The following is a 23670-nucleotide window of genomic DNA, read 5'->3' as shown; positions in this document are numbered from 1 at the left end:
AAAAAAACATTGATGTAAGTCACGGAAATAAATGTCAGAATTGCGAATTAGTGTTTAGGCTCTTGAATGAATATAAACTGAATTCATTTGTTGTAGTAGAAGTTTATTAGAAAAAATAATATTATTAATACATAAGCTTAGGTTGATTTTGTTGTATGGATGACCATATGTTTAATTTGAATTTATTCAATTTGAATATGCACTAAAAATATGTCACTAAAATCAATTCGAAGAGATTTAATCGATATTCTAGACAGAAAAAAGTGCAATTTAAAAAATTGCACGGTTCACAAGGCACTAAACGTGTGCAAAAACTAAATAAAATCTTTTAATTCTGGACGCACACCATTCCAAATCGCGAAAGATTCAATCGCTTGTCCAACGAGCATTCCAAATCCTTCTGCAGTCGGAATTCCACGCTGTTTCGCTTGATCAAGGAAAGTGGAAGGTTTGCCATAGGCCATTTCATAGGCATATTTGAATTTTAACTGTTGAGGTAGATTGATTGCATTGCCAGATAAGCTTGCCGAGGTAGCATTAATAACAATATCAAATTCACCTGCTATGTGATCAAGACCACAAGCGTTTAGCTCTAGATCTGGGACAGCAGGTTGTAAGTCCTGAATCAATTGCTCTGCGCGAGCAACCGTTCGATTAGCAATCATGATTTTATTTACACCAGCTTTATGCAGTGGATAAATCACGCCACGTGTTGCACCACCTGCGCCTAAAATAAGCACGCTTGCTTGCTCAAGAGGCCAATTTAGATGTTGAATGGCTGCAACAAGTCCTTGCCCATCGGTATTGTCGCCATGCAATACACCATCTTTCATCCATAGTGTATTTACTGCTTTTGCAATTTTGGCACGTTCAGTGAGTACATCACATTGTGTAAAAGCTTGTTCTTTAAATGGCACCGTGACATTCAGACCAATACCACCAGTCTTAAAAAATTCATTGATACTCTGTGTAAAACCATCGAGAGGAGCAAGGCGTTTGCTATATTCAAGGAGCACCCCAGTCTTTTGTGCGAACGCATGATGAAGCTCTGGAGATCGAGATTGTTCAATGGGATTTCCAATTACGGCAAATTGTTTGCGCATTGCTCTAATTCCTGATGAAGAAGTGGCAAACAATATACGTCAAATGCAGAAAGTTCCCAATATGTACATATTCAATGAAGTGTATTAATGACTTGGGTTACAAATTTCAAATAGGGTATGAAGTAAAATATGCGCAATGTTGAGCAGTAGACCAACAGCTGCAAACACCATCAAGCTAAAACCAAAGCTATCATTGAGTAGTGTTTCTGAAAATATAGTGGTACTGATTGCACTCAAAAGAGCAATAACCAGTGTCCAAAATACGACAACACGTGCGCGAATAGAGTTGTGTTGCATATCGATTCCTTATGCAGAAGTAAAAACTTCCATGAGTAATACAAGTAAAAATTGATTGTACAGTACTTTGCTTAAATTAAACTTAAGAGCTGTGTCAGAAGTGTGACAAAATTTAATCAATTTTATCTATTGTGCCTTTTTTTCTAAGAGAATGTAATGGAATTATTCAATTTCGTTAGACAATGGGATGAATATATTGCTCAACAAAAAAGCCCTGTTTTAACAGGGCGAGTGATTTACATTTAATGCAGTTCAGCGAGCCAATCTCTCGGTTTTAAATAGTAGTCGGTTAATTTTTTTTCAGCAGAGCCTTCATCCCATTCAGGTCTGTATTTCCAACCCGTTAATGGAGGAAGACTTACTAAAATAGACTCAATTCGACCGCCAGTTTGTAATCCAAATAACGTCCCTCGATCGTAAACTAAGTTATATTCCACATAGCGCCCACGACGATACAATTGGAAATCGCGTTGAGCTTCACTATAGGGTTTATCTTGATTACGTTGGAAGATTGGTAGAATCGCATTGAGATATCCATTGCCTACAGCTTGCATGTATTTAAAACAAGTTTCGAAATCCCACTGATTTAAGTCATCAAAAAATAACCCACCGACACCACGTTGTTCATCACGATGCTTCAAATAAAAATAATCATCACACCATTTTTTATGATCTTGGTAGACATGATCGCCAAAAGGTGCACAAAGATCGTGCGCAGTTTGATGCCATGATTTAACATCTTCATCATTCGGATAAAATGGCGTTAAATCAAAACCGCCGCCAAACCACCAAATAGGATCTTGTCCTTCTTTTTCTGCGACAAATAGTCTTACGTTGGCATGTGAGGTCGGCACATTTGGATTTCTAGGATGGATCACTAAAGAAACCCCCATGGCTTGTGCTCGTGCGCCAGCTATATGTGGATGTCGTTCGGTAGCAGATGCTGGTAACTTTGAGATATTGATGTGCGAGAACATCACACCACCTTTTTCGATCACTGTACCATCTTGCAATACGCGTGATCTGCCACCACCACCTTCGGGACGTTCCCAATCATCGATCTCAAATTGAGCATTACCGCCACCTTGTTGTTCTTGTTGTTCAAGCGCAGCACAAATTCGAGTTTGTAAGTCGAGTAAAAATTCACGGACACGTTGGATATCTGCAGAAGTCGGGTGTGACATACCAAGCCTCTTGGGCAATGAAAAACTAGCTACATCAAAACATAAATTGTATGAAAGATTAAGGTGATTTTATCGATATAGCAGATCGAGATTTAAGTTTAGTCAGGGTAAACGTACTTTGTGATTTGAATTTACTTATGAATCCTGACCAAGATACTAGGTTGAATTAAAAGAATAAGCTCCTCAAAATAGGACGACTGAAAGCAGTTAAGCTTTTAATATGTGGTGATTTTAAAGGTGGGGATATGTTCGAAAACGTTGTTTCACTGGTGCAAAAATATAATGTTCCAGGTCCTCGATATACGAGCTATCCCACAGTTCCGTATTGGGAGCAGTCGACTTTTGATCAAGTACTATGGCAGCAAAAACTCAAAATACGTTTTGATAAATCGAATAGCCAACGTGGTATTAGCCTTTATATTCACTTACCTTTTTGCGAGTCCTTATGTACTTTTTGTGGATGTCATAAAAAAATCACTAAAAAACATGAAATGGAACAGCCCTATATTTTGGCTTTGTTAAAAGAATGGAAATTGTATTGTGAGTTATTTGTAGAGCGTCCTTTGGTTAAAGAGATACATCTAGGGGGAGGGACACCTACATTTTTTTCTCCTCAGCATCTTAAACAGTTGATTGATGGGCTTTTAGCGCTATCACAAGTAGCTGAAGATCATCAATTTAGTTTTGAAGGACATCCTAATAATACTTCTTACGATCATTTAAAGACGCTGTTTGAATTGGGTTTTAGACGCGTTAGCTTTGGCGTGCAGGATTATAATGAAACCGTGCAGAAAGCGATCCACCGAATTCAACCTTTTGAACACGTAAAGCAGGTTACAGAATGGGCGCGTGAAATTGGTTATACCTCTATTTCGCATGATTTGGTCTACGGGCTGCCCTTTCAATATTTAGATGATGTTTTAAACACAATTGATCAAACCATTCAAATTAAGCCAGATCGTTTAGCCTTTTACAGTTATGCGCATGTACCATGGATCAAAGGCAATGGGCAACGTGGTTTTAAAGACCATGATGTTCCGCGCGATGAAGAGAAAAGACAGTGTTATGAGCAAGGAAAACAAAAATTATTGTCTGCTGGATATCATGAAATAGGAATGGATCATTTTGCACTTGAGCATGATGATATGTATCAGGTATTTCAAGCCCAACAGTTACATCGTAATTTTATGGGATATACCGTTTCAAAAACAGAAGTGATGATTGGCTTAGGGATGTCAGCTATTGGCGATTGTTGGCAAGGTTTTGCCCAAAATGAAAAGACGCTTGAAAATTATTATGCTCGATTAGAACAAAATGAAATTCCAGTTTTTAAAGGTCATCTTTTAACAGAAGAAGATTTGAAAATCAGAAAACACATTTTAAATCTCATGTGCCACTTTGAGACGAATTGGCAAGGTGACATGGATTTTGCACAGCGACCACAAGTTTTAGAAGATTTAGCTGAAATGCAAAATGACCAACTTGTGAAGATGAGTGAATATGGATTGAAGGTAACGGAAGCTGGAAAACCATTTGTACGAAATATCTGTATGGCTTTCGATTTAAGGTTAAAAAGAAACAAACCTGAAAATCGGATATTTTCTATGACGATATAGTCATCTTCACAAATTAGATTGAGTCTAAGTGAAAAAATACCCCTAAGCATCGGGGTATTTTTTACAACGATTAAATTATGCTGTAGTTAAAAATCATCCTTTTGATACATATGTGACATGCGCTCATGTTTGGTTTTTAAGTATTCTTCATTGAATTTATTCAAACCGACCGTTAACGGGACACGATCAACCACATCAATTCCTAAATCAGTTAAAGCTTTAATTTTGAGAGGATTATTCGTAACCAGTTTGACTTTTTTCACTTGTAAGTGATCCAGCATGATACTGCACATATCGTATTTACGCGCATCAGCGGGTAAGTTGAGCATCAGGTTGGCATCCACTGTGTCATGTCCTTGATCTTGCAAGGCATAAGCACGAATTTTATTGGTTAAACCAATACCACGACCTTCTTGACGTAAATATAAAATTACGCCTTGTCCTGCTTCGTTAATCATTTTTTGAGTTGCTTGAAGTTGTGGGCCACAATCACATTTTAATGAAGCAAAAGCATCACCTGTTAAACATTCGGAATGGATTCGTACCAAGACAGGAGAGGTGGGTGCTGTATCTAATCCTTTTGACAATGCTACGTGTTCTTCACCTGTTTTAGGATCTTGAAAAACAGTGATTTTAAAATCACCAAAGGCAGTGGGTAATTTAGATGTGGCAACAAACTCTATAGGCACAGCGACTTCCATTACATGTTCATAATTTGGCTAAAGTATAGCTGAATGATCAGACCATAGTTGAGTATCATTGTGCAAATTTACACAGAAGATTTCCTTTTTTTTGCAAAGCACAAGATAATAGTTGATAAGTAGCATCGATATTCAGGATAATCTAGCTACCTAACAACGCCCGTTTAGCGAAAGCTCAACACTGGACCAATATAAATGTGGTTGATTTAAGGTGTTTTTTTTCGATTTCTCGATCAATAAGAAGAATCGAGCTAACCCATTTACCTAGCTTAGGATTTGCCAGGCTTTAGAAGGCATTGCCACATATGTTGTATACCGAAATACCTAGTCAACGTCCTGTTACGCCTTTGTTGGATGCGATTGATCATCCAATGCAATTGCGTCAACTAGCCAAAGAACAATTGAGTCAAGTGTCGGACGAGCTACGTCAATTTATTTTGTATGCTGCTGGACAAAGTGGTGGGCATTTCGGTGCCAATCTGGGTGTAATCGAATTAACTGTTGCTTTGCATTATTGTTTCAATACACCACATGATCGTCTTATTTGGGATGTGGGTCATCAAGCATATCCACATAAAGCTTTGACTGGACGTCGTGAGCAACTAACAACAATTCGTGCAAAAAATGGCTTAGCGGCGTTCCCCGCTCGTGAAGAGTCTGAGTTTGATACTTTTGGTGTGGGCCACTCATCAACTGCTATTTCAGCGGGTTTGGGAATGGCTTTAGCTCGTCGTTATCAAAAAGATCCTTGTGAAGTGGTTGCAATTATCGGTGATGGTGCAATGACAGCAGGGATGGCATTCGAAGCCATGAATGATGCTGTTGCACATGATGCTGATCTCATGGTGGTACTGAACGATAATGATATGTCGATTTCATGTAGCACGGGTGGTTTTGCAAAACATTTGGCTGCGATTTGGGAAAAAGGGCAGTCTGTGCATATTGATGAGAAGGGTAATCCATTTATTCAGGACTATCCTGAGTGGGACTACACTTCACGTTTACATTGTGCTGCTACCGAGGCTGCGGATAACTTATTTAAAGCGATTGGATTTGACTATTTTGGTCCATTTGATGGTCATAACGTCGATGAGCTTGTTAATGTATTTAGTGCCTTAAAAAAACGTAAGGGGCCGCGCTTAATTCATATCTATACCAAGAAAGGTAAGGGCTTCGCACCTGCTGAAGCAGATCAAATAAAATATCACGCAATTGCTAAATTAAATGCTGCATCAGCTTCAACAAAAGCACCCAAATATTCTGATGTTTTTGGGCAATGGTTGTGTGATGAAGCCCAGTTGGATGATAAGTTGTTAGCCATTACACCTGCCATGTGTGAAGGTTCAGGTATGGTGCAATTCGCCAAACAATATCCTGATCGTTACTTTGATGTGGCAATTGCAGAACAACATGCAGTGACCTTAGCTGCTGGTATGGCATGTGAAGGTTTAAAACCAGTAGTGGCAATTTATTCAACCTTCTTACAGCGTGGTTATGATCAGCTCATTCATGATGTGGCATTACAAAACCTTGATGTCACATTTGGTATCGATCGTGCAGGTTTAGTAGGTGAGGATGGACCAACTCATGCTGGTGCATATGATTACGCATTTATGCGTACAGTTCCGAATATCGTGATTATGGCACCAAAAGATGAAAATGAATGCCGTCAAATGCTACATACCGCTTATTTGCACCCGGGTCCTGCTGCAGTACGTTATCCACGCGGAAATGGTTTAGGTGTTGAAATTCAAAAAGAACTGACAGCGCTTGAAATTGGTAAAGCTGAGTTAACTTTGGAGCTGAATGTAAAAGCCGAAGAAGTGATTACTATTTTAGCTTTCGGTAGCCGCGTGAGTGTTGCAGAACATGCTGCTCAGCTTTTAGTTGATCAATTGGATGTTGCAGTACGCGTTGTGAATATGCGTTTTGTTAAACCCCTAGATGGTCAAATCATTCGACAATATGCAGATCAAACCCAACTTTTTGTAACGGTTGAAGAGCATGCAGTCATGGGTGGTGCTGGAAGTGCTGTGAATGAATTTATAATGGCCGAACACATTCTTAAGCCAGTTTTGAACATAGGCTTACCTGATCAATTCTTAGCGCAAGCCAGTCATGCTGAGATGCTTAAAGATTGTGGATTAGATGCAGAAGGTATCCAATCTTCAATTCAACAAGCTTGGTTAAAGGTTGTACAGGTGGTTTAAATACAAGTCATAAAATTTTAGAAACATTTTTTACCTAAAAGCGTCGATATTTGATAAAATGTCGGCGCTTTTATGCATTATTCTTTATCAGTATCTTCAAATTTGTAGTGGGTGTTCAATGGAACCTATGGTGGTGATGGCTGCGCGTGCGGCTCAAACAGTTGGTCAAGAGCTTTTAAAAGCGCATCAGAATCGTCATAAACTTGATCTGCAAGTTGAAGAAAAAGGTATCGAAGGTCCTGTGACTCGCGTTGATCGCTATGTTGAAGAGTTGACGATCGATATCTTGCGCAAAAGCTATAAAAATCACAGCTTCCTTGGTGAAGAGTTTGGTATGCAAGAAGGTAAAGGTCACGATGCTGATTGGTGTTGGGTGATCGATCCTTTAGATGGTACTTTAAACTTCATTAACGGTGTCCCACACTTCTGTATTTCTATTGCAGTTCAACACAAAGGCGTGACTCAACACGGTGTTGTGTATGACCCAATCAAAGATGAATTGTTCTCTGCGAGTCGCGGTCGCGGTGCAATGATGAACCAACGTCGTATTCGTGTGAATGTAAAAGATAGTTTAGATCGTACATTCTTGGCTGTTGGTCATGCATATCGTGCTAAACGCGATGGCGAAGTAGTTTCTTATGCAAAAAATCACTTCGATTCTTTGTTGGCAGTATCTGAGCAAGGTGCTCAATTCCGCCGTTTAGGTTCAGCAGCACTCGACTTAGCTTATGTTGCTGCTGGTCGTTACGATGGTTATTTCGAACTTGGTTTGAAACCATGGGATATTGCAGCGGGTGAACTAATTGTAAAAGAAGCTGGTGGTACAGTAGTTGATGCGCGCGGTGGTTCAAATTCAATGGAAAATGGTCAAGTCTTGGCTTGTTCTATGAAATTATTGAAACCATTGATGCAAGCAGTTGTCCCAGCTTGGGGTGCTGCTGCTAAATAAGCAGATCAAATTTATGAAAGCTCCCTAACTGGGAGCTTTTTTATGTCCAAAACATGATAAATCTGAATATTTGTACTTGAATGCACCAAAAAGCAATTAAACTTAATGACATTATAAAAAAATCTGTTATACTCCGCGCACGCACTAAATTTCGTTCATTACCTGAACATTTCTCTTCTATATTGTGTATGCGCGTCCGGTCCAAAGAGAGGACATTATTTCGCGCCCCACCCAATCGCTAAAAGCGATTCCTTCAGGTTCAGGCTGTAATCATGTGTGCGTTATACGCATCGTCGTTCTCGGATCGCCGCTGATTCTATATTTTCAGCGATTATTGCTGTACCGCTTTTTGCCGATGTCCATCAGACTTTATTTAATGGAGCACCCAATTTTCGGGTGAAAAACTCTATGAGCAAAACTTTTGCTGATTTTCCACTACACGAATCACTTCAACAAGCATTACAAGCATTAGGCTTTACATCGCCTACTCCTGTTCAGGAACAATCAATTCCTGCTGCTTTAGATGGTAAAGATCTTTTAGTATCAAGCCAAACAGGTTCTGGTAAAACTGCTGCATTCTTATTACCTACACTTCACGCTTTAGCGGGTAGTGAAGATACGTTGCTTTCTTTCAAAGAGCGTATGCGTGCTGTAACTGCACCTACAATTTTAGTACTTTGCCCAACACGTGAATTGGCTCAACAGGTGAGCCAAGATGCGATTGCATTTGTACGTCACATGAAAGGTGTTCGTATTGCTGCGATTATGGGTGGTATGCCTTTTGGTAAACAAATCCAACAATTAAAAGGTGCACAAGTTGTTGTGGCGACTCCAGGTCGTTTACTTGATCTAGTAAATCGTCGTCAAATCAAATTGGACAAAGTTAAATCATTAATTGTAGATGAAGCAGACCGTATGCTTGATCTTGGTTTCTCTGAAGATTTAGAGGCGATCAGTGATTTAGCGGGTAACCGTGATCAAACATTAATGTTCTCTGCGACGTTCGCACCACGTATTATTACGTTGGCAGAACGTATGATGAATGAGCCAGAACGTATTGCGATAGAAACTGGTCACACGACGAATACTGATATCACTCAGACTCTACATTGGACTGATGGTTTTGAGCACAAGAAAAAGCTTTTAACACATTGGTTAAATGAAGAAGATCTTGATCAAGCTGTTGTATTTGCTTCTACGCAAGAAGATACAGATATGCTTGCAGAAGAACTGTCTGAAGCTGGTCTTTCAGTTGTAGCACTTCATGGTGCAATGCCACAGACTGTACGTAACCGTCGTTTGCGCAGCATCCGTGAAGGTCGCGCAAAAATTTTAGTTGCAACTGATGTTGCAGCACGTGGTCTAGATGTACCAACAATTTCACACGTGATTAACTTTGGTCTTCCAATGAAGAACGAAGATTATGTACACCGTATTGGTCGTACAGGTCGTGCAGGTCGTACTGGTAAAGCAATCACATTAGCGACTTACCGTGAACGTGGTAAAATTCGTGCTTTAGAAGACTACTTAGATGCACGTCTAGAAGTTTCTGAAATTGAAGGTCTTGAGCCATCTCCACCTCCAGCACGCGGTAGTCGTGATGGCGCTGGTCGCGGTCGTGGCCGTGGTGGTGAAGGCCGTGGCCGTGGTGGTTTCGGTGGTGGTCGTCGTTTTGAAGGTGAATCAAACTTCAAACGTCGCGAAGGTAACCGTGATGGCGAACGCCGTTCGTTTGGTGAAGATCGTCCACGTCGTGAATTCAATGGTGAGGATCGTCCACGTCGCGAGTTTAACAACGATCGTCCACGTCGTGAATTTAATGCCGAAGATCGTCCGCGTCGCGAGTTCAACAACGATCGTCCACGTCGTGAATTCAATGGTGAAGATCGTCCACGTCGCGAGTTTAACAATGACCGTCCACGTCGTGAGTTTAATGGCGAAGATCGTCCACGTCGCGATTTCGGTGACCGTCCGCAACGTTCATTTGATGATCGTCCAAAGCGTGATTTCGGTGATCGCCCTCGTTCTAACGATGACAATCGTGGTAACCGTGTAGATTATAAACCTCGTGAAAACAGTTTTGGTGACCGTCCAAAACGTGATTTCGGTGACCGTCCAGCACGTCGTGAAGGTGGTTTTGATCGTCCAAAACGTACATTTGGTGATGACCGCCCAAAGCGTGAATTCAATAGCGATCGCCCACGTCGTAAATTTAACGACTAATCGGTATAGCTAAATAAACCAGCCTTCGGGCTGGTTTTTTATTGCTCATATCAAAAAATCTGTTAGAATAAAAGTGAATAATTTCACATTATTTATGGTAAATGTAAAATATGAATAATAAGATTATAATGATTGAGACGAAGCAAATGAATGTTGGTGCAATCATGATGTACGTGTTCTTTTTATTGGTATTACTTAATCTTGCCTATTACTTTTTTAGTATCACATTATAAATTTATAAAAAAGAATAATTTCAAATCATTGTTTCATAAATAAAACACATCTTTCTATAAGCAAAATTAATAAAAATGATCAATAATGCTACAATGTTCTCTTAACCTTGTATTTTATAAATAACATTTAAATTCAGTTATTTCAGAGTATAGTATGCAAGCTGAAAAATTGTAGGAACACGCTCAGCTATGAATAATCAAATACAAATCGATGAGCAAGCGTTGATCGAAGTAAAAAATTTAAGCTTTAATCGTGGTGATCGTGTTATTTACGACCAAGTCAATTTAAAGATTCGTAAGGGTCAAATTACTGCCATTATGGGGCCTTCAGGGACGGGGAAAACCACGCTTCTTAGACTCATTGGGGGGCAACTTGTACCTGATGCAGGCGAGGTCTTGTTGGATGGTAAAAATATTAGCCAAATGAGTCGTCAGGAATTGTTTAAAGCTCGTGCTCGTATGGGGATGCTCTTTCAGAGTGGTGCGCTTTTCACAGATATGACTGTCTATGAAAATGTAGCTTTCCCTATCCGCGCCCATACTCAATTGCCTGAACATTTGATTGCAGAACTGGTCGCTTTAAAACTCGAATCTGTGGGATTACGTGGCGCTGAGCAAATGATGCCTTCTGAGCTTTCAGGGGGGATGAATCGCCGTGTGGCGTTAGCTCGTGCAATTGCACTAGATCCAGATTTGATTATGTACGATGAACCATTTGCTGGTCAGGATCCCATCGTAATGGGGGTTTTAACCCGATTGATTCGTTCTTTACGAGAAGCGTTAGACCTAACGACCATTATCGTGTCTCACGATGTTGCTGAAACATTATCGATCGCAGATTACATTTATGTGGTTGCGGAAGGTAAAGTACAAGGCGAGGGGACACCTGATCAGCTAAAGAATCATAGTTCGCCTTTCGTTCGTCAATTCTTAACAGGTTCGGTCGAAGGTCCTGTGGATTATCAATTTAGTCATCAAGCATATTTAAGTGATGAGGTGCGTACATGAATGCGATAGCCTCACTAGGCAGACGCGTTATAGAGCGTGTTCAAGGTATTGGCGTTGCAGCCATTATGCTAGTTCAAATTTTATTTTCGATGCCGACTTGGATTGGAGTCAAACTCTTTATCTATCAAATGTATCGTGTTGGCGTATTATCATTGCTTATCATTGTGGTGTCAGGGCTGTTTATAGGCGCAGTCTTGGGTTTACAGATGTATAGCATTTTGGTCACTTTTGGTAGTGAAGCGATGCTTGGAGCAGCAGTTTCGTTGACCTTGTTGCGTGAACTTGCGCCAGTGGTTGCAGCTCTTCTTTTTGCGGGGCGTGCAGGATCTGCTTTAACCGCCGAAATTGGTTTGATGAAAGCGACTGAGCAATTGTCTAGTATGGAAATGATCGGTGTTGATCCACTTAAACGCATTATTTCACCACGTTTATGGGCGGGTATATTTAGTTTGCCTATGCTTGCCGTAATTTTTGCTGCTGTGGGGATCATGGGCGGAAAAATGGTCGGTGTGGATTTTTTAGGTGCTGATGAAGGTTCGTATTGGAGTGGTATGGAAAGTGCCGTTCAATTTTATCAAGATGTCTTTAATGGCACGATCATCAAAAGCTTTGTATTTGCTTTAATCTGTACGTGGATTGCCGTATATCAGGGGTATTCATGCGAGCCTACATCAGAAGGCATTGCGACAGCAACAACAAGAACGGTAGTGTATTCATCACTATGTGTTTTAGGATTTGATTTTGTTTTGACTGCGGTCATGTTTGGAGGTGTGTAATGAAATCACGTACGAGTGAGCTCGCAGTTGGAATATTCGTGATTCTATTTGGTTGTGCATTATTTTTCTTGGCAATGAAAGTAAGTGGCTTAGCTGGGACAAATTTAAAAGACAGTTATAGCATGACCGCAACTTTTGATAATGTGAATGGTATTAAACCACGTGCTAAAGTTGCACTGAGCGGTGTAAAAGTTGGTGAAGTTGAGTCAATCACATTAGATCCGTTAACACGTCTTGCAACAGTGAAAATTAATTTAGATGGTGAGCTGACATCTTTCAATGATGAACAACTTAAAACTGTGCAAGAAGGTGCTTTAGAAGAGTTGCGTTATAGCAGTGACTATGAAGCTGCTACGCCATCGCAACAAAAAGAAATGGAAAAGCAACTGATCGCTAACATGAACTCCATCACCAATATTGATGAAGATGCTTACATTATGGTAGCGACAAATGGCTTACTGGGCGAGAAGTATCTCAAAATTGTTCCAGGTGGTGGTTTAAATTATTTAAAACGTGGTGATCAAATTGGCAACACACAAAGCACAATGGAAATTGAAGACTTAGTGTCTAAATTTGTGACTGGTGGTGCTGGTGATTCAGCTGCGAAAAAAGATTCAAATGGTTCATCAGATGCAGAAACTGTAGAATTCACAGATGAAACTGCTTCTTTTGTTGAATGATTAAATAGAGGAAAAATAAATGAATACGTTCGTAAAGCAAACACTGACTGTTAGCGTTTTATCGACGATGATTGCGAGTACAGCATTTGCTGCACCTACGGAGACTCCTCCTGCATTTATCAAAAAAGTAGCTGATGGCTTAATTTCACGTTTAAAAGCAGACCAAGCTAAGTTACAAAATAACCCTGCTGCGGTACGCGCAATTGTTCGTCAAAATTTAGATCCATATATTGATTCGCAATCATTTACTCGTATCGTGATGGGAACTTATGCGACGAATCAATATAGTAATGCTGCTCAACGCGCACAGTTTGAGAAGAACTTCCGTGAAACATTGATTGAAAACTATGGTAGTGCTTTCTCTAAGTTTTCTAATCAGACATATACAATTCGTCCCTATAAAGCATCTAACACTAAAAACCCTGTTGTAACGATTGATTTTATTAACAAGGGTGAGAAGATCCCTGTATCGTTCCAATTGGCTGATAAAGGTGATCAGTGGAAGATTCGCAATATCAACGTTTCTGGAATTGACTTAGGTTTGCAATTCCGTAATCAGTTTGCTGCTACTGTGAAGCGTAATGGTGGCGATATCAATAAAGCAATTGCAAACTTTAAGCCTGATGCTGAAGCTGCAGTTGAGAAAAAATAACAGAGAACAATTGTGATTTCACTCAAAGATCAAGAAATTATAGTTTCTGGAAAAATTAGTTTCGACAATGCTGAACAGTATTATCAACAAGGTTTAAAGTTGATTAAGCAGGCAAAGCAGTTTCCACTTACTGTAAATTTATCAGGTCTTGAACATGGTAGTACTCTGGCGCTAGCTGTTTTAGTGCGTTTATTGCGTCAAGCACCTGGAACATCGAGTTTACAGTTTAAATCTGTGCCAGAAAAAATGATGAAAATCATTCAATCTTGCCATTTAGAAAATGATTTAAAATTGATTTGATTGAAAAATAAAAAAGCACCTTAGGGTGCTTTTTTATCGCTTTAAATAGTAATTTACTCAACAGAAGGTAGTTCATACGTTATTTAAAAAACGCGACATCAAAGCGTACTCAAATCCATTTTTTCCATCTAAAATAAATCAGTGGTCCAAATAAGAACACTAGGATAATCAAACTGACAACAACAAAGCTCGTCGTTCCTTGAGCAAAGGGCAGTACATCAGTGTTCATACCATAAATACTGGCCACCAACATCGGAGGAGCAAGCATGCTAGGTAAAATCGAGAATCGACGAATCGTATCATTCTGTTCAGTATTAATGAAACCCGAAGTGGTATCCAATAGGAATCGAACCTTCTGGAACAAGAATGCATCATGTTCTACTAATGAGCGAACATCCTCACTGAGTTCTCGAATATCAGCATCATAAATATGACTGCCTAAGGCACGGGGTCTTGCTAAGAAGGTCAGAACGCGGCGTAAGTCAATTAAACAGAGTTGCGCTTTACCCAACATATCTTCTTTTTGAGCAAGACGGGTAATCATATCATCGAGATCAAGAATTTGTTCACGGTGGCGAACATTCAATACTTCTGTAGAGTAGAGTTCTAGATCCTTGTGGATATCTTCTAAGATATCCGCAAGCTCATCGAGTTTAGCTTCGAGTAAACCCAAAAGTATCCAAGTCGGATCTTTATAGTCAATGTCGTAATCATTACGGCGAGCACGTGCTCGAAAGGCACGGAAAGCAACGAGCTTTTCACCACGTAAAGTAAATAGTCGATCTTTATGTAAAATAAATGCAACGGTTTGAACCGTTCCTAGCATATTGGATGACTCTTCAGGGTCACCATCGACTTGGTAGTTTTTATTTTTCGTTAAAAAATACGTACTGATATGTAAAATGCCATCATCATCACGGTAGAATCGTGCAGATGAAGAAATATCTTCTAATGATTTTAGTGTTGGAAGATTTTGTTTATAGGCATCTAAAACCCATTCTTGCTCATCTTGAGAGGGTGCAATTAAATCGATCCAAACCAATTCAGGGTGTAAATCAAACCCACCATTGATCGTTGCATCTTCTAGACTACCGCGCTCTGTGGCATAAAAGGCTTCAAGCATTTTATCTTTTCTCCCTTGCGCAGTTTGTGTGTGAACGATGGGTGTATTTTAGACAAGGATGCCATGAAAAAAAACTGATTCCATCATTAATTAGGTTAAAAAACACAGAACATATCATTTTAATTGTTGTTATAAAAACTTAAGGCTAATTTTAAATGAATTCTATTGCAATATTTTGTGGTTCAACATTAGGTTCCGATCCTGTTTATGCTGATGCAGCAAAGAAAACAGGGAAATATTTAGCGCAACAAGGCAAGACCTTGGTGTATGGTGGCGGTCGTTCAGGATTAATGGGGATTGTTGCGGATAGTGCATTAGAGGCTGGTGGAAAGGTCATTGGCGTGATTCCACAAGGATTGGTGGATCGTGAATTAGCACATCCAAATTTGACTGAACTTCACGTTGTTACCAGTATGCATGAGCGTAAAACGCTGATGGCAGATTTGTCGGATGGTTTTATTGCCTTACCGGGTGGTGCAGGAACAATTGAAGAAATTTTTGAACAATGGACATGGGCGCAACTCGGTATTCATCTTAAACCCTGCGCATTTTTAAACATTAACGGGTTTTATGATGGTCTATTACAATTCATTCAACATACGACAGATCAAGAGTTTACTCGAGCTCGCTTTACCAATGCATTAATCAATTCAACTTCAATCGAGGATATTGTGTCAAAATTCGAGTCTTATCAGGCACCACAACCGAAATGGGGTGTCCAAGGTCGAGAAGATTTGGTGAAACTAGATACATGAGCAAAGTCATTACTGTCGCAGCAGCGATTATTTCCAATGAGGATCAGCAGTTGTTGTTGGTTCGAAAAAAGAATACCCAGTTTTTCATGCAGGTTGGTGGGAAGTTAGAGGAGAATGAGCCTTCTGAAGACACGATTCTGCGAGAAATTAAAGAAGAAATTGGCGCTGAGGCAGTAATAGATCAATATATAGGTCGTTTTGAAACCAAAGCTGCAAATGAAGCGGATCATCAGTTGATTAGTTATCTCTATCGAGTTCAGCTTAAACAAGAGCCTCACATTCATGCAGAAATTGCTGAAATGAAATGGATCGATTTAGATGATGATGCTACGCCTTTAGCACCGTTAACTCGAGAAATCGTGATTCCTTGGTGTAGGCAGCATTTTAATGCCGATTAAAACTTAAAGTGACTGTGTCAATATTCTGCGGCTGCAATGCATGCGATCTGAATGTTCTGACAGCCGAGCTTTTCTAGTGCATTGGCCAACGCATTGACTGAACTCCCTGTGGTCACGACATCGTCAATAATCAGGATATTTCTAAACTTTCCTTTTTCTGAACGTATTGGTTTGAATTGAGATTGAATATCCTCGATTCTTTCTACACGTGTTAAGCCTTTCTGTGAGTGTTGTGCTGAACGTTCAATTGGCTGCCAAATGGGTATTTGCAGTTTTTTGGAAAGAATTTTTCCGATGACCATCATTTGATTATAACCACGCTCCTTCAAGCGCTCGTTTGAAATAGGCATAGGTATAATCGCTTGAAAACGTTTCAGTTTAAGTTCTAGCAATGTGTGTGCTAGAAAAGTTTGATAATGAAGTTGTTGTTCATATTTGAATAAGTGAATAATGCGATCTATAGGAAAGCTATAGTCGAAACAAGCATAAATATTTCTTTCATGTCGATGAATGAGTGAAGGGCTTTTCCATGGGAGCATTGTCCAACAGTCATCACATAATCTGTGGGTTTGAGTTGGAGAGAATCCGCATAATTGGCAAGCGCGTCGTGATAATAATGTGTGATAGAGGTTATGAATAGGGCTCAGCATCATGGCTCAAGTTATTTTTATTGTGAGTACCTATGATTATAACTGAGCTCGTTGATTAAGGAACATATTAAACATACGCATATCTAGGTGCTTCTGGTAACCATCGTTTAAGAAGAGCATCCGCTTGATGTGGGTAATCTTTTAAAATTTGAGTCGCGACATAGTGTGCTTGAGTTAACAGATGGTCATCACGTTCCAATTTAGCCACGCGAAAGCCCATGTCTCCAGTTTGTTTCGTTCCTAACAGTTCGCCTGGGCCACGGATTTCCAAATCTTTTTCTGCTATTAAAAAGCCATCATTGGTTTCACGCATAATGCGTAAACGCTCTTGTCCATTCTGCGATAAAGGACTTTTATACAATAATGCGCAAAAACTTGCTTTAGCACCTCGACCCACACGCCCCCTTAATTGATGTAGTTGAGATAGACCCAGTCGCTCCGCATTTTCAATGACCATGATGGATGCATTTGGTACATCCACTCCAACTTCGATCACAGTTGTTGCGATCAGCAGTTGTAATTGATTGTCTTTGAACTGTTGCATGACAGCTTGTTTTTCATCAGCTTTCATTTTGCCATGAACCAAACCAATATTGAGGTGCGGAAAGCGTTCTTTAATCTCCTGATAAGTCGCTTCAGCAGCTTGGGCATCTAACGTCTCTGATTGTTCCACTAATGTACAGACCCAATAAGCCTGCTTACCTTCAGCGCAGTTTGTCGCAATACGCTGCAGGACCTCTTCACGACGATCGAGTGGAATAGTGACTGTTTGGATTGGAGTACGCCCTGGGGGTAACTCATCAATCACAGAAGTATCTAAATCTCCGTACGCTGACATTGCTAACGTACGTGGGATAGGCGTGGCGGTCATTACTAACTGATGTGGTGTCGTATCCTGTGCCCCTTTATTTCGTAATGCTAGACGCTGGTCAACTCCAAACCGATGCTGTTCATCAATGATGACAAGACCCAATTTATGAAACTGGACGTTATCCTGAAATAGTGCATGAGTGCCGACGACCAATTGGGCAGAGCCTTCTCTAATCTGCTGTTCTGCAGCAGCGCGTGCTTTCCCTTTTTGTTTGCCTGATAACCAAGAAACTTGGATGCTGAGTGGTTCGAACCATTTTTTAAAATTTAAATAATGTTGTTCTGCGAGGATTTCAGTCGGTGCCATAAGAGCAACTTGCCATCCCTCTTCGAGTGGATGACATGCCGCAATGCCTGCTACTAGGGTTTTGCCTGCGCCTACATCACCTTGCACCAGTCTGAGCATCGGTTTGTTGTGTTTAAGATCTTTCACAATTTCATTTGAAACACGTTTTTGAGCATTCGTCATTTCAAAGGGAAGTGTGGAGAGAAGTTGTTTGGCAAATGTTCGACTGGCTGAAAATGCAGGTGCGGAGATCTGTTGAATGTATGCACGACGAGTCAACAAACTAATTTGATGACTGACTAATTCTTCAAAGATGAGACGTTGCTGCGCAGGATGCTGCCCTTCAGCCAGTTGCAACATATTGGCATCGGTGGGAGGGTGATGAATATATTCTAGTGCTTCTTTTAAAGAATACCCATTGGTAAATTTTGAAGGAATCAGTTCTGGTAAATCATGGGCATGTTGTGCTAAAGCTTGTTTAATATATTCGCGCAGTTTAGGTTGAGTGAGTCCTTCCGTTGATGGGTAAATTGCGGTTAGCTGCGTTTTTGGAAGTGGGGTATGCTCCGTAATCAATTGAATTTCTGGGTGATACATTTCTAGGCCACGAGCGCCTACTCGGACTTCACCAAACACTCTTAAACGATTTCCAGGCTTTGCGCGATCCATCAATGCTTTATAAATATGATAAAAACGTAAGGTGACTTTTCCAAAATCATCTTGTAATAATATTGCCATGGATTTGCGTTTACCGGGCGGCATATCCATTGATGCGACAGTGCCTTCAAGTAAATAGCTTCGACCTACTTGAAGTTGATTCATGGGCACAATAGTACTGCGATCTTCATAATCTCGAGGCAGATGAAACAAAAGATCATCCGTATTCCAGATATTTAATTTTTCGAGTAAAGCGGCAGCGGCGTTTCCTACACCTTGCAACTGATGGACTGCAGTCATGTCCCCTCAACTTTGCTTAAATTGACTTTATAACACTAGAGAATAGGTCTTACATGCATATTCTATTTATCGGTTATGGTAAAACATCCCAACATGTTGCTAAACAATTATTTCAACAAAGACATCAAATTACCACAGTCAGTTTAAGCAGGAAAGATCAAGCAGGTGCTATGCATCTTCAACAAGATATACACCAACTTGATTTATCGACATTGTCGCCTATTGATGCAGTATACGTGTTGATTGCACCCAAAGACCCATCACTAGACGGGTATAAAGCTGCTTTCATAGATGCGATTCCACATATGAGAAATCAGCTGGCATTGCATCCCATCCAAAAGATTATTGTTGTCTCATCAACACGCGTTTACGGACAAGATCAAGGGGAGGAGATTGATGACCAAACAGAGATCAATCCGAAAGATGAGAAAGCATTAGTGTTAGTCACAATGGAGAAACTTTGGCAAGAAGCCTTCCCACAGCAATGTATCATTGTGAGACCCACTGGTATTTATGGCGTATCCGTGAAGAGAATGATGCAGCTTGCTCAAAATACAATGACCTATCCCAATGTGCATTGGTCGAATCGAATTCATATCGAAGATTTAGCGGGTTTTCTTGTCCATTTACTTCACGTGGAACATCCAGAAAAAACTTATATTTGTAGTAATAATCAACCCATTCCATTACATGAAATTATTCTGTGGTTCCAAAAGCAGTTAAACATCCTTCCATTAAAATTATTGAGTGAGGCACAGCATGGAAAGAAAATTTATGCCTCTCGAATGTTAAGCACTGGTTTTAAATTGAAACATAATCAATTTTTTAAGGATTATCGAGAACTCATTTAGGCATAAAAAAACCCTCGCTGGGGAGGGTTTTAGATACTATTTTTTCTTGCGTTTTAAGCGTTTTTTGGCTTGTTGATCAGCAACTGCATCCAAAGCTTCTTTCAGCTCTTCATCGTTAAATGAAGTGATATGTTGCAACATTTGTAAGGTTACATCATCTAGTACCAAGTTGGCATATTGAGCAACCTCTTTGAATTGTGCATCAAAGACTATTGCACCTTCTTCGTTATTACTGATATAGCCTTGTTGAGTCAGAACTTTGATAAAACTTTGGAAGAGCGCTTTATCAAAGAATTCAGGTGAGTTGAACTCATAAAGGACAGATAAACGCTGACCTAATAGATGGCTTAAATCTTCGACCTGCTTGGTCGTAATATTTCCAGAGCCACGTTGAGTAATTAGGGCAAGTGTCATGTAGTAGCGTTCAATACTTTGCTTCACTGGAGCAGCAAGCACGACTAACTGATTGTGTTGTTCAGAGTTAGGTGCAGGGCTACATAAATTTCCATGTTCATCAATCGTAATCAACTGTGCTTCCACCAGACCTTGAACATAGTTACAGATCTGTTCTTTAAGCTCATCCGTATTCCACTTAAGGAAAAGTTCAGCTTTCAAGAATGGATAAAGTGTACGAATGACATTAATCAAATCGCCCTGTGAAATTTTACCATTGTGCTCGACCATCGCAGCAATCAGTGATGGCAAGACATAAGCATGCAAAATATTATTGCGGAAATATGTCAGTAATACTGCTTGACCATCTTCAATCGCAATGATATCGCCAAGGACATGTTTTACACGCTTAATCAACTTGAGTTTTAAACCATAAGCAATGATTTCTTTACCAGACAGTGGTGTGATTTGAACTCGATGATCATAAGGTAAAGCTGTTAGAAGATTGCGATAGGTATCTAACTGTTTAATACAAATCTCTTCATCAAGCGTGTGCTTGGAAGTCGATAAAAGAATAAGTGACAATAACGAAACTGGGTTGATAACAGCAGCACGGTTAATATTTTCAAGAATTGCATTTGCTGAGGTGTTGACTGCATCAGAAACTTCTTGAGGAATCGGGTCATCATTCTTCTCAATTTTGATATGTTCGGCACCATGCTGTTTCAAAATCTCATCAAGGAAGACGGGTTCACCAAAGTTTACGTGTACTTTACCGAAGATGCGTTCAATCTTTCTTAAGGTTTGTAAAATACCAAAGATAGATTCGGCCTCTTTAGGCTTACCATTCATTTCACCGACGTAAGTTGCACCTTCCATCAGGCGTTCATAACCAAAATAGGTCGGGACAAATACAATAGGTTTAGCACGACCACGCAAATGACTATGCACAGTCATTGCCAACATACCTGTTTTCGGCGGTAATAAACGTCCAGTACGTGAACGTCCACCTTCAATAAAGTATTCTAATGGCGTGTTTCGCGATAGGATACTGTATAGATATTCTTTGAATACAGTGGTGTATAACGCATTTCCACGGAAGGTTCGACGTATAAAAAATGCACCGCCACCACGTAAAAGCTGACCAACGAATGGCATATTCAGGTTATCACCTGCAGCAATGTACGGTACCATCATCCCACGCTTATAAATCACATAAGAGAGTAATAGGTAGTCAATATGGCTACGATGACAAGGTGTATAAATAATTTCGTAGTCTTTCGCTAATTCACGAACTGTATTGAAATTATGTACTTCTACGCCGTCATAGAGTTGAGTCCAAAGACGCGTCAGGGCTTGTTCTGCAAAACGTACGGTTGCATGAGAATAGTCTGATGCAATTTCATTCACGTAGCCGATCGCACGGCGCTCAGCTTCAATCAAACTGATTTTAGAGCGAATACTTTCTTTGCGAATTCCGTCCTGAACATCTTGAGATTTAATCAATGATTGCATCACGTTTCGACGATCTGACAAATCTGGACCTAATACAACTTCACGCTGACGATCTAGATAATCATTGAGTTGATTGACGATATATGTTGCAGGAGACAAGTTTGGATGTGTTACACGTGCGTAATCTACCAATTCGCGCAGTGATTTTGGTTCATGGAATTCAAGAAAAGATTGGCGACCATGTAAACCAATATTCATCAGTTGTTTAACAGTACTTGGTGTTGCCCAAGTGTCCGTAAATAGCAATTTAAATAATGAATCTTCTTTGTCCGGTGAGCGGCCCCACAATACAGTCACTGGTACAAGTTCAATGTCAGTATCTGGGTGCTTATCCAATATCTCGATCAATCTGAGGAGACGAGGTGGAAATGCATGGGGTGGCGGATTAAGTAAGTTTGTTTCATCTTGATGTTGTAAAAATAATACAGCAGCTTTCTCTTTATGGTCCCCGATCATGAGTGGGTCAAGTGCTGGCGCGAGATTTAATCGACGAGTTTCGCCGTCAACCACTAACGCATTACTACGCGAGTAATTTTGTAATACATAGCACACCACTTTTTTGTGAGTCGTGTTATTTTCAGTGGGTGGTGTTGAAGGTTGGGTTTCAGTAGGAACCTCTCCAAGAACATGCGGTGTTACTACGAGGTCAAGCAACTTACTGGAAAGTCGACGATACATTTGACCAAAGCCATTCTTGGACATACATACTCCTAGCCAAAGACGAATTTCGCATGACGCGAATGAAGGCAATTATTTTCTTAAATCTGTGATCAAAACAATATGTCATTTTCTAACAAAATGCACAGAATTTGGATGAATTTTCGTTAATAATCGTATTTTTAGCCAAAATATCAAATTTGTTTTATGACAATATAGTCAAGCAAAGTTTAGTTGTTTACTCGGAAATTATGGCAATATAAAGATTGAGTCATTAAATTGGAAAATCTGTTTAAATTCAACAGGCCCAATTTAATGTCGTAGCAATGAAATATATAGGTCCGATATGAATCAGCTCACGCAAGAACTCGTAGATTTACTCACGCTAGAAAGACTTGAAGAAAACATTTTTAGAGGCAAAAGCCAAAATTTGGTTGGCAAACGTGTCTTTGGTGGGCAAGTTCTAGGTCAAGCGTTACGTGCTGCTTCATATACAACTGATCGCCCTGCACACTCATTGCATGCATATTTCTTATTTGGTGGGGATGTTAATGCACCCATTATTTATGAAGTAGATCGAATCCGTGATGGACGTAGTTTCGTGAGTCGCCAAGTTCGTGCGATTCAACATGGCAAAACGATATTCATGTGTATGGTATCTTTTGCAGACCAAGAAGAGGGTCTCAATTATCAAGTTGCTGAACCAGAATACCCGCCAGTAGATGGGCTAAAATCTGAAGCTGAACTCAAGAAAATGATTGTCGATTTCGTACCAGAGAATGTGCGTGCCAGCTTTATGCGTGATCGTCATGTTGAAATTAAGCCTGTAATGCCAGTCAATCCATTCCAACCACAACCTGAAGCGCCGTCTTACGCGCACTATATTCGTACACACGATCGTTTGGCTGATGATGTAGATGAAAATGCATTACATCAGGCGATCGCTGCTTTTTATTCAGACTTTACTTTGATGACAACTGCACTACGACCACACGGACTCAGTTATATTTCACCGAGTTTACAATGTGCCAGCATTGACCATACCATGTACTTTCATAAACCATTTCGTGTAGATGATTGGATGCTCTATGACATGGAAGCAACGATTAGTGCAAGTTCTAGAGGATTGAACTTTGGACGAATGTGGCAAAATGGACAATTGGTCTGTAGTACAGTGCAAGAAGGTCTAATTCGAATTCGTGAAATCGAAACGCAATAAGATAATTGATCCATGCTTCAAGCCAAATCTTCAGATTTGGCTTTTTACTTCATATTTGTATTTA

The 23670-nt window shown here is 40.0% G+C and carries 21 protein-coding genes; 13 read left to right on the top strand and 8 right to left on the bottom strand.

What is annotated here, in order from left to right; translation table 11 throughout:
* Nucleotides 1-314: 314 nt before the first annotated feature.
* The 3 genes from aroE to hemF all read right to left on the bottom strand — a co-directional run bounded on the left by aroE (nt 315) and on the right by hemF (nt 2584).
* Nucleotides 315-1103: a shikimate dehydrogenase gene (gene aroE, locus AC1M85_RS12950; RefSeq protein WP_481954805.1), complete on the bottom strand. Its 789-nt coding sequence runs from the start codon at nt 1101-1103 to the stop codon at nt 315-317.
* 84 nt (nt 1104-1187) lie between these two features.
* Nucleotides 1188-1400, bottom strand: coding sequence for a hypothetical protein (locus AC1M85_RS12945; RefSeq protein ID WP_035265018.1), 213 nt, complete (start codon nt 1398-1400; stop codon nt 1188-1190).
* 242 nt (nt 1401-1642) lie between these two features.
* Nucleotides 1643-2584: an oxygen-dependent coproporphyrinogen oxidase gene (gene hemF / locus AC1M85_RS12940; protein ID WP_179999238.1), complete on the bottom strand. Its 942-nt coding sequence runs from the start codon at nt 2582-2584 to the stop codon at nt 1643-1645.
* A 245-nt stretch (nt 2585-2829) separates the two neighbouring features.
* Here hemF and hemN point away from each other — a divergent pair, with 245 nt between their 5' ends.
* Entirely contained in the window at nt 2830-4200 is a 1371-nt protein-coding gene (gene hemN, locus AC1M85_RS12935) for an oxygen-independent coproporphyrinogen III oxidase (protein WP_488213200.1), read from the top strand.
* A gap of 86 nt (nt 4201-4286) precedes the next feature.
* Here the strand turns inward: hemN and ribA are convergent, their stop codons facing one another.
* Nucleotides 4287-4889 carry a GTP cyclohydrolase II gene (gene ribA, locus AC1M85_RS12930; RefSeq protein ID WP_488213881.1) on the bottom strand — a complete coding sequence of 201 codons (603 nt, stop codon included), beginning with the start codon at nt 4887-4889 and terminating at the stop codon, nt 4287-4289.
* 317 nt (nt 4890-5206) lie between these two features.
* Between ribA and dxs the strand changes: the two genes are divergently transcribed.
* The 8 genes from dxs (at nt 5207) to AC1M85_RS12890 (ending at nt 13932) form a co-directional block, all read left to right on the top strand.
* On the top strand, nt 5207-7111 hold the full coding sequence (gene dxs / locus AC1M85_RS12925; protein WP_488213199.1) for a 1-deoxy-D-xylulose-5-phosphate synthase: 1905 nt from the start codon (nt 5207-5209) through the stop codon (nt 7109-7111).
* 118 nt (nt 7112-7229) lie between these two features.
* Entirely contained in the window at nt 7230-8060 is an 831-nt protein-coding gene (locus AC1M85_RS12920; protein ID WP_035265030.1) for an inositol monophosphatase family protein, read from the top strand.
* A gap of 408 nt (nt 8061-8468) precedes the next feature.
* Complete coding sequence (locus AC1M85_RS12915) at nt 8469-10283, top strand: DEAD/DEAH box helicase (RefSeq protein ID WP_481592072.1); 1815 nt, start codon at nt 8469-8471, stop codon at nt 10281-10283.
* Between the two features lie 422 nt (nt 10284-10705).
* Nucleotides 10706-11524, top strand: a complete 819-nt coding sequence (locus tag AC1M85_RS12910) for an ABC transporter ATP-binding protein (RefSeq protein ID WP_035265033.1) — start codon at nt 10706-10708, stop codon at nt 11522-11524.
* Nucleotides 11521-12300 (top strand): lipid asymmetry maintenance ABC transporter permease subunit MlaE, encoded by a 780-nt coding sequence (gene mlaE / locus AC1M85_RS12905; RefSeq protein ID WP_488213198.1) that lies wholly within the window; start codon nt 11521-11523, stop codon nt 12298-12300. The genes AC1M85_RS12910 and mlaE overlap by 4 nt, the downstream gene beginning before the upstream one ends.
* A complete protein-coding gene (gene mlaD, locus AC1M85_RS12900) occupies nt 12300-12980 on the top strand; it encodes an outer membrane lipid asymmetry maintenance protein MlaD (RefSeq protein ID WP_180028249.1) in 681 nt (226 codons plus the stop codon). Before mlaE ends, mlaD begins: the two co-directional genes overlap by 1 nt.
* 19 nt (nt 12981-12999) lie before the next feature.
* Nucleotides 13000-13632 (top strand): MlaC/ttg2D family ABC transporter substrate-binding protein, encoded by a 633-nt coding sequence (locus AC1M85_RS12895; protein WP_035265038.1) that lies wholly within the window; start codon nt 13000-13002, stop codon nt 13630-13632.
* A gap of 12 nt (nt 13633-13644) precedes the next feature.
* The gene (locus AC1M85_RS12890) at nt 13645-13932 is read left to right on the top strand and encodes an STAS domain-containing protein (protein ID WP_488213197.1); all 288 of its coding nucleotides are present in this window, start codon (nt 13645-13647) and stop codon (nt 13930-13932) included.
* Between the two features lie 109 nt (nt 13933-14041).
* On the opposite strand, the gene AC1M85_RS12885 is transcribed toward AC1M85_RS12890, so the two are convergent.
* Nucleotides 14042-15055, bottom strand: coding sequence for a CorA family divalent cation transporter (locus tag AC1M85_RS12885; protein WP_035265042.1), 1014 nt, complete (start codon nt 15053-15055; stop codon nt 14042-14044).
* A gap of 155 nt (nt 15056-15210) precedes the next feature.
* On the opposite strand from AC1M85_RS12885, the gene AC1M85_RS12880 reads away from it, so the two are divergent.
* Together AC1M85_RS12880 and AC1M85_RS12875 are read left to right on the top strand one after the other, a co-directional pair.
* Nucleotides 15211-15810: an LOG family protein gene (locus AC1M85_RS12880; RefSeq protein ID WP_180028251.1), complete on the top strand. Its 600-nt coding sequence runs from the start codon at nt 15211-15213 to the stop codon at nt 15808-15810.
* Nucleotides 15807-16208, top strand: coding sequence for an NUDIX hydrolase (locus tag AC1M85_RS12875; protein WP_092768106.1), 402 nt, complete (start codon nt 15807-15809; stop codon nt 16206-16208). Before AC1M85_RS12880 ends, AC1M85_RS12875 begins: the two co-directional genes overlap by 4 nt.
* A 17-nt stretch (nt 16209-16225) precedes the next feature.
* Here AC1M85_RS12875 and AC1M85_RS12870 read toward each other — a convergent pair whose 3' ends face one another.
* Both AC1M85_RS12870 and recG read right to left on the bottom strand, forming a co-directional pair.
* Nucleotides 16226-16858 carry a ComF family protein gene (locus tag AC1M85_RS12870; protein WP_180028252.1) on the bottom strand — a complete coding sequence of 211 codons (633 nt, stop codon included), beginning with the start codon at nt 16856-16858 and terminating at the stop codon, nt 16226-16228.
* A gap of 67 nt (nt 16859-16925) precedes the next feature.
* A complete protein-coding gene (recG, locus tag AC1M85_RS12865; RefSeq protein WP_488213196.1) occupies nt 16926-18971 on the bottom strand; it encodes an ATP-dependent DNA helicase RecG in 2046 nt (681 codons plus the stop codon).
* Between the two features lie 53 nt (nt 18972-19024).
* On the opposite strand from recG, the gene AC1M85_RS12860 reads away from it, so the two are divergent.
* Nucleotides 19025-19822: a Rossmann-fold NAD(P)-binding domain-containing protein gene (locus AC1M85_RS12860; RefSeq protein ID WP_180028254.1), complete on the top strand. Its 798-nt coding sequence runs from the start codon at nt 19025-19027 to the stop codon at nt 19820-19822.
* 36 nt (nt 19823-19858) lie between these two features.
* Here AC1M85_RS12860 and plsB read toward each other — a convergent pair whose 3' ends face one another.
* Nucleotides 19859-22432, bottom strand: a complete 2574-nt coding sequence (plsB, locus tag AC1M85_RS12855) for a glycerol-3-phosphate 1-O-acyltransferase PlsB (RefSeq protein ID WP_180028255.1) — start codon at nt 22430-22432, stop codon at nt 19859-19861.
* Nucleotides 22433-22733: 301 nt separating this feature from the next.
* Here plsB and AC1M85_RS12850 point away from each other — a divergent pair, with 301 nt between their 5' ends.
* Nucleotides 22734-23606 (top strand): acyl-CoA thioesterase, encoded by an 873-nt coding sequence (locus tag AC1M85_RS12850; RefSeq protein ID WP_035265059.1) that lies wholly within the window; start codon nt 22734-22736, stop codon nt 23604-23606.
* The last annotated feature ends 64 nt before the right edge of the window (nt 23607-23670 follow it).

The sequence above is a fragment of the Acinetobacter sp. 24-47-64 genome, assembly GCF_057737055.1.
This window is presented reverse-complemented; position numbering and strand designations above follow the sequence as displayed.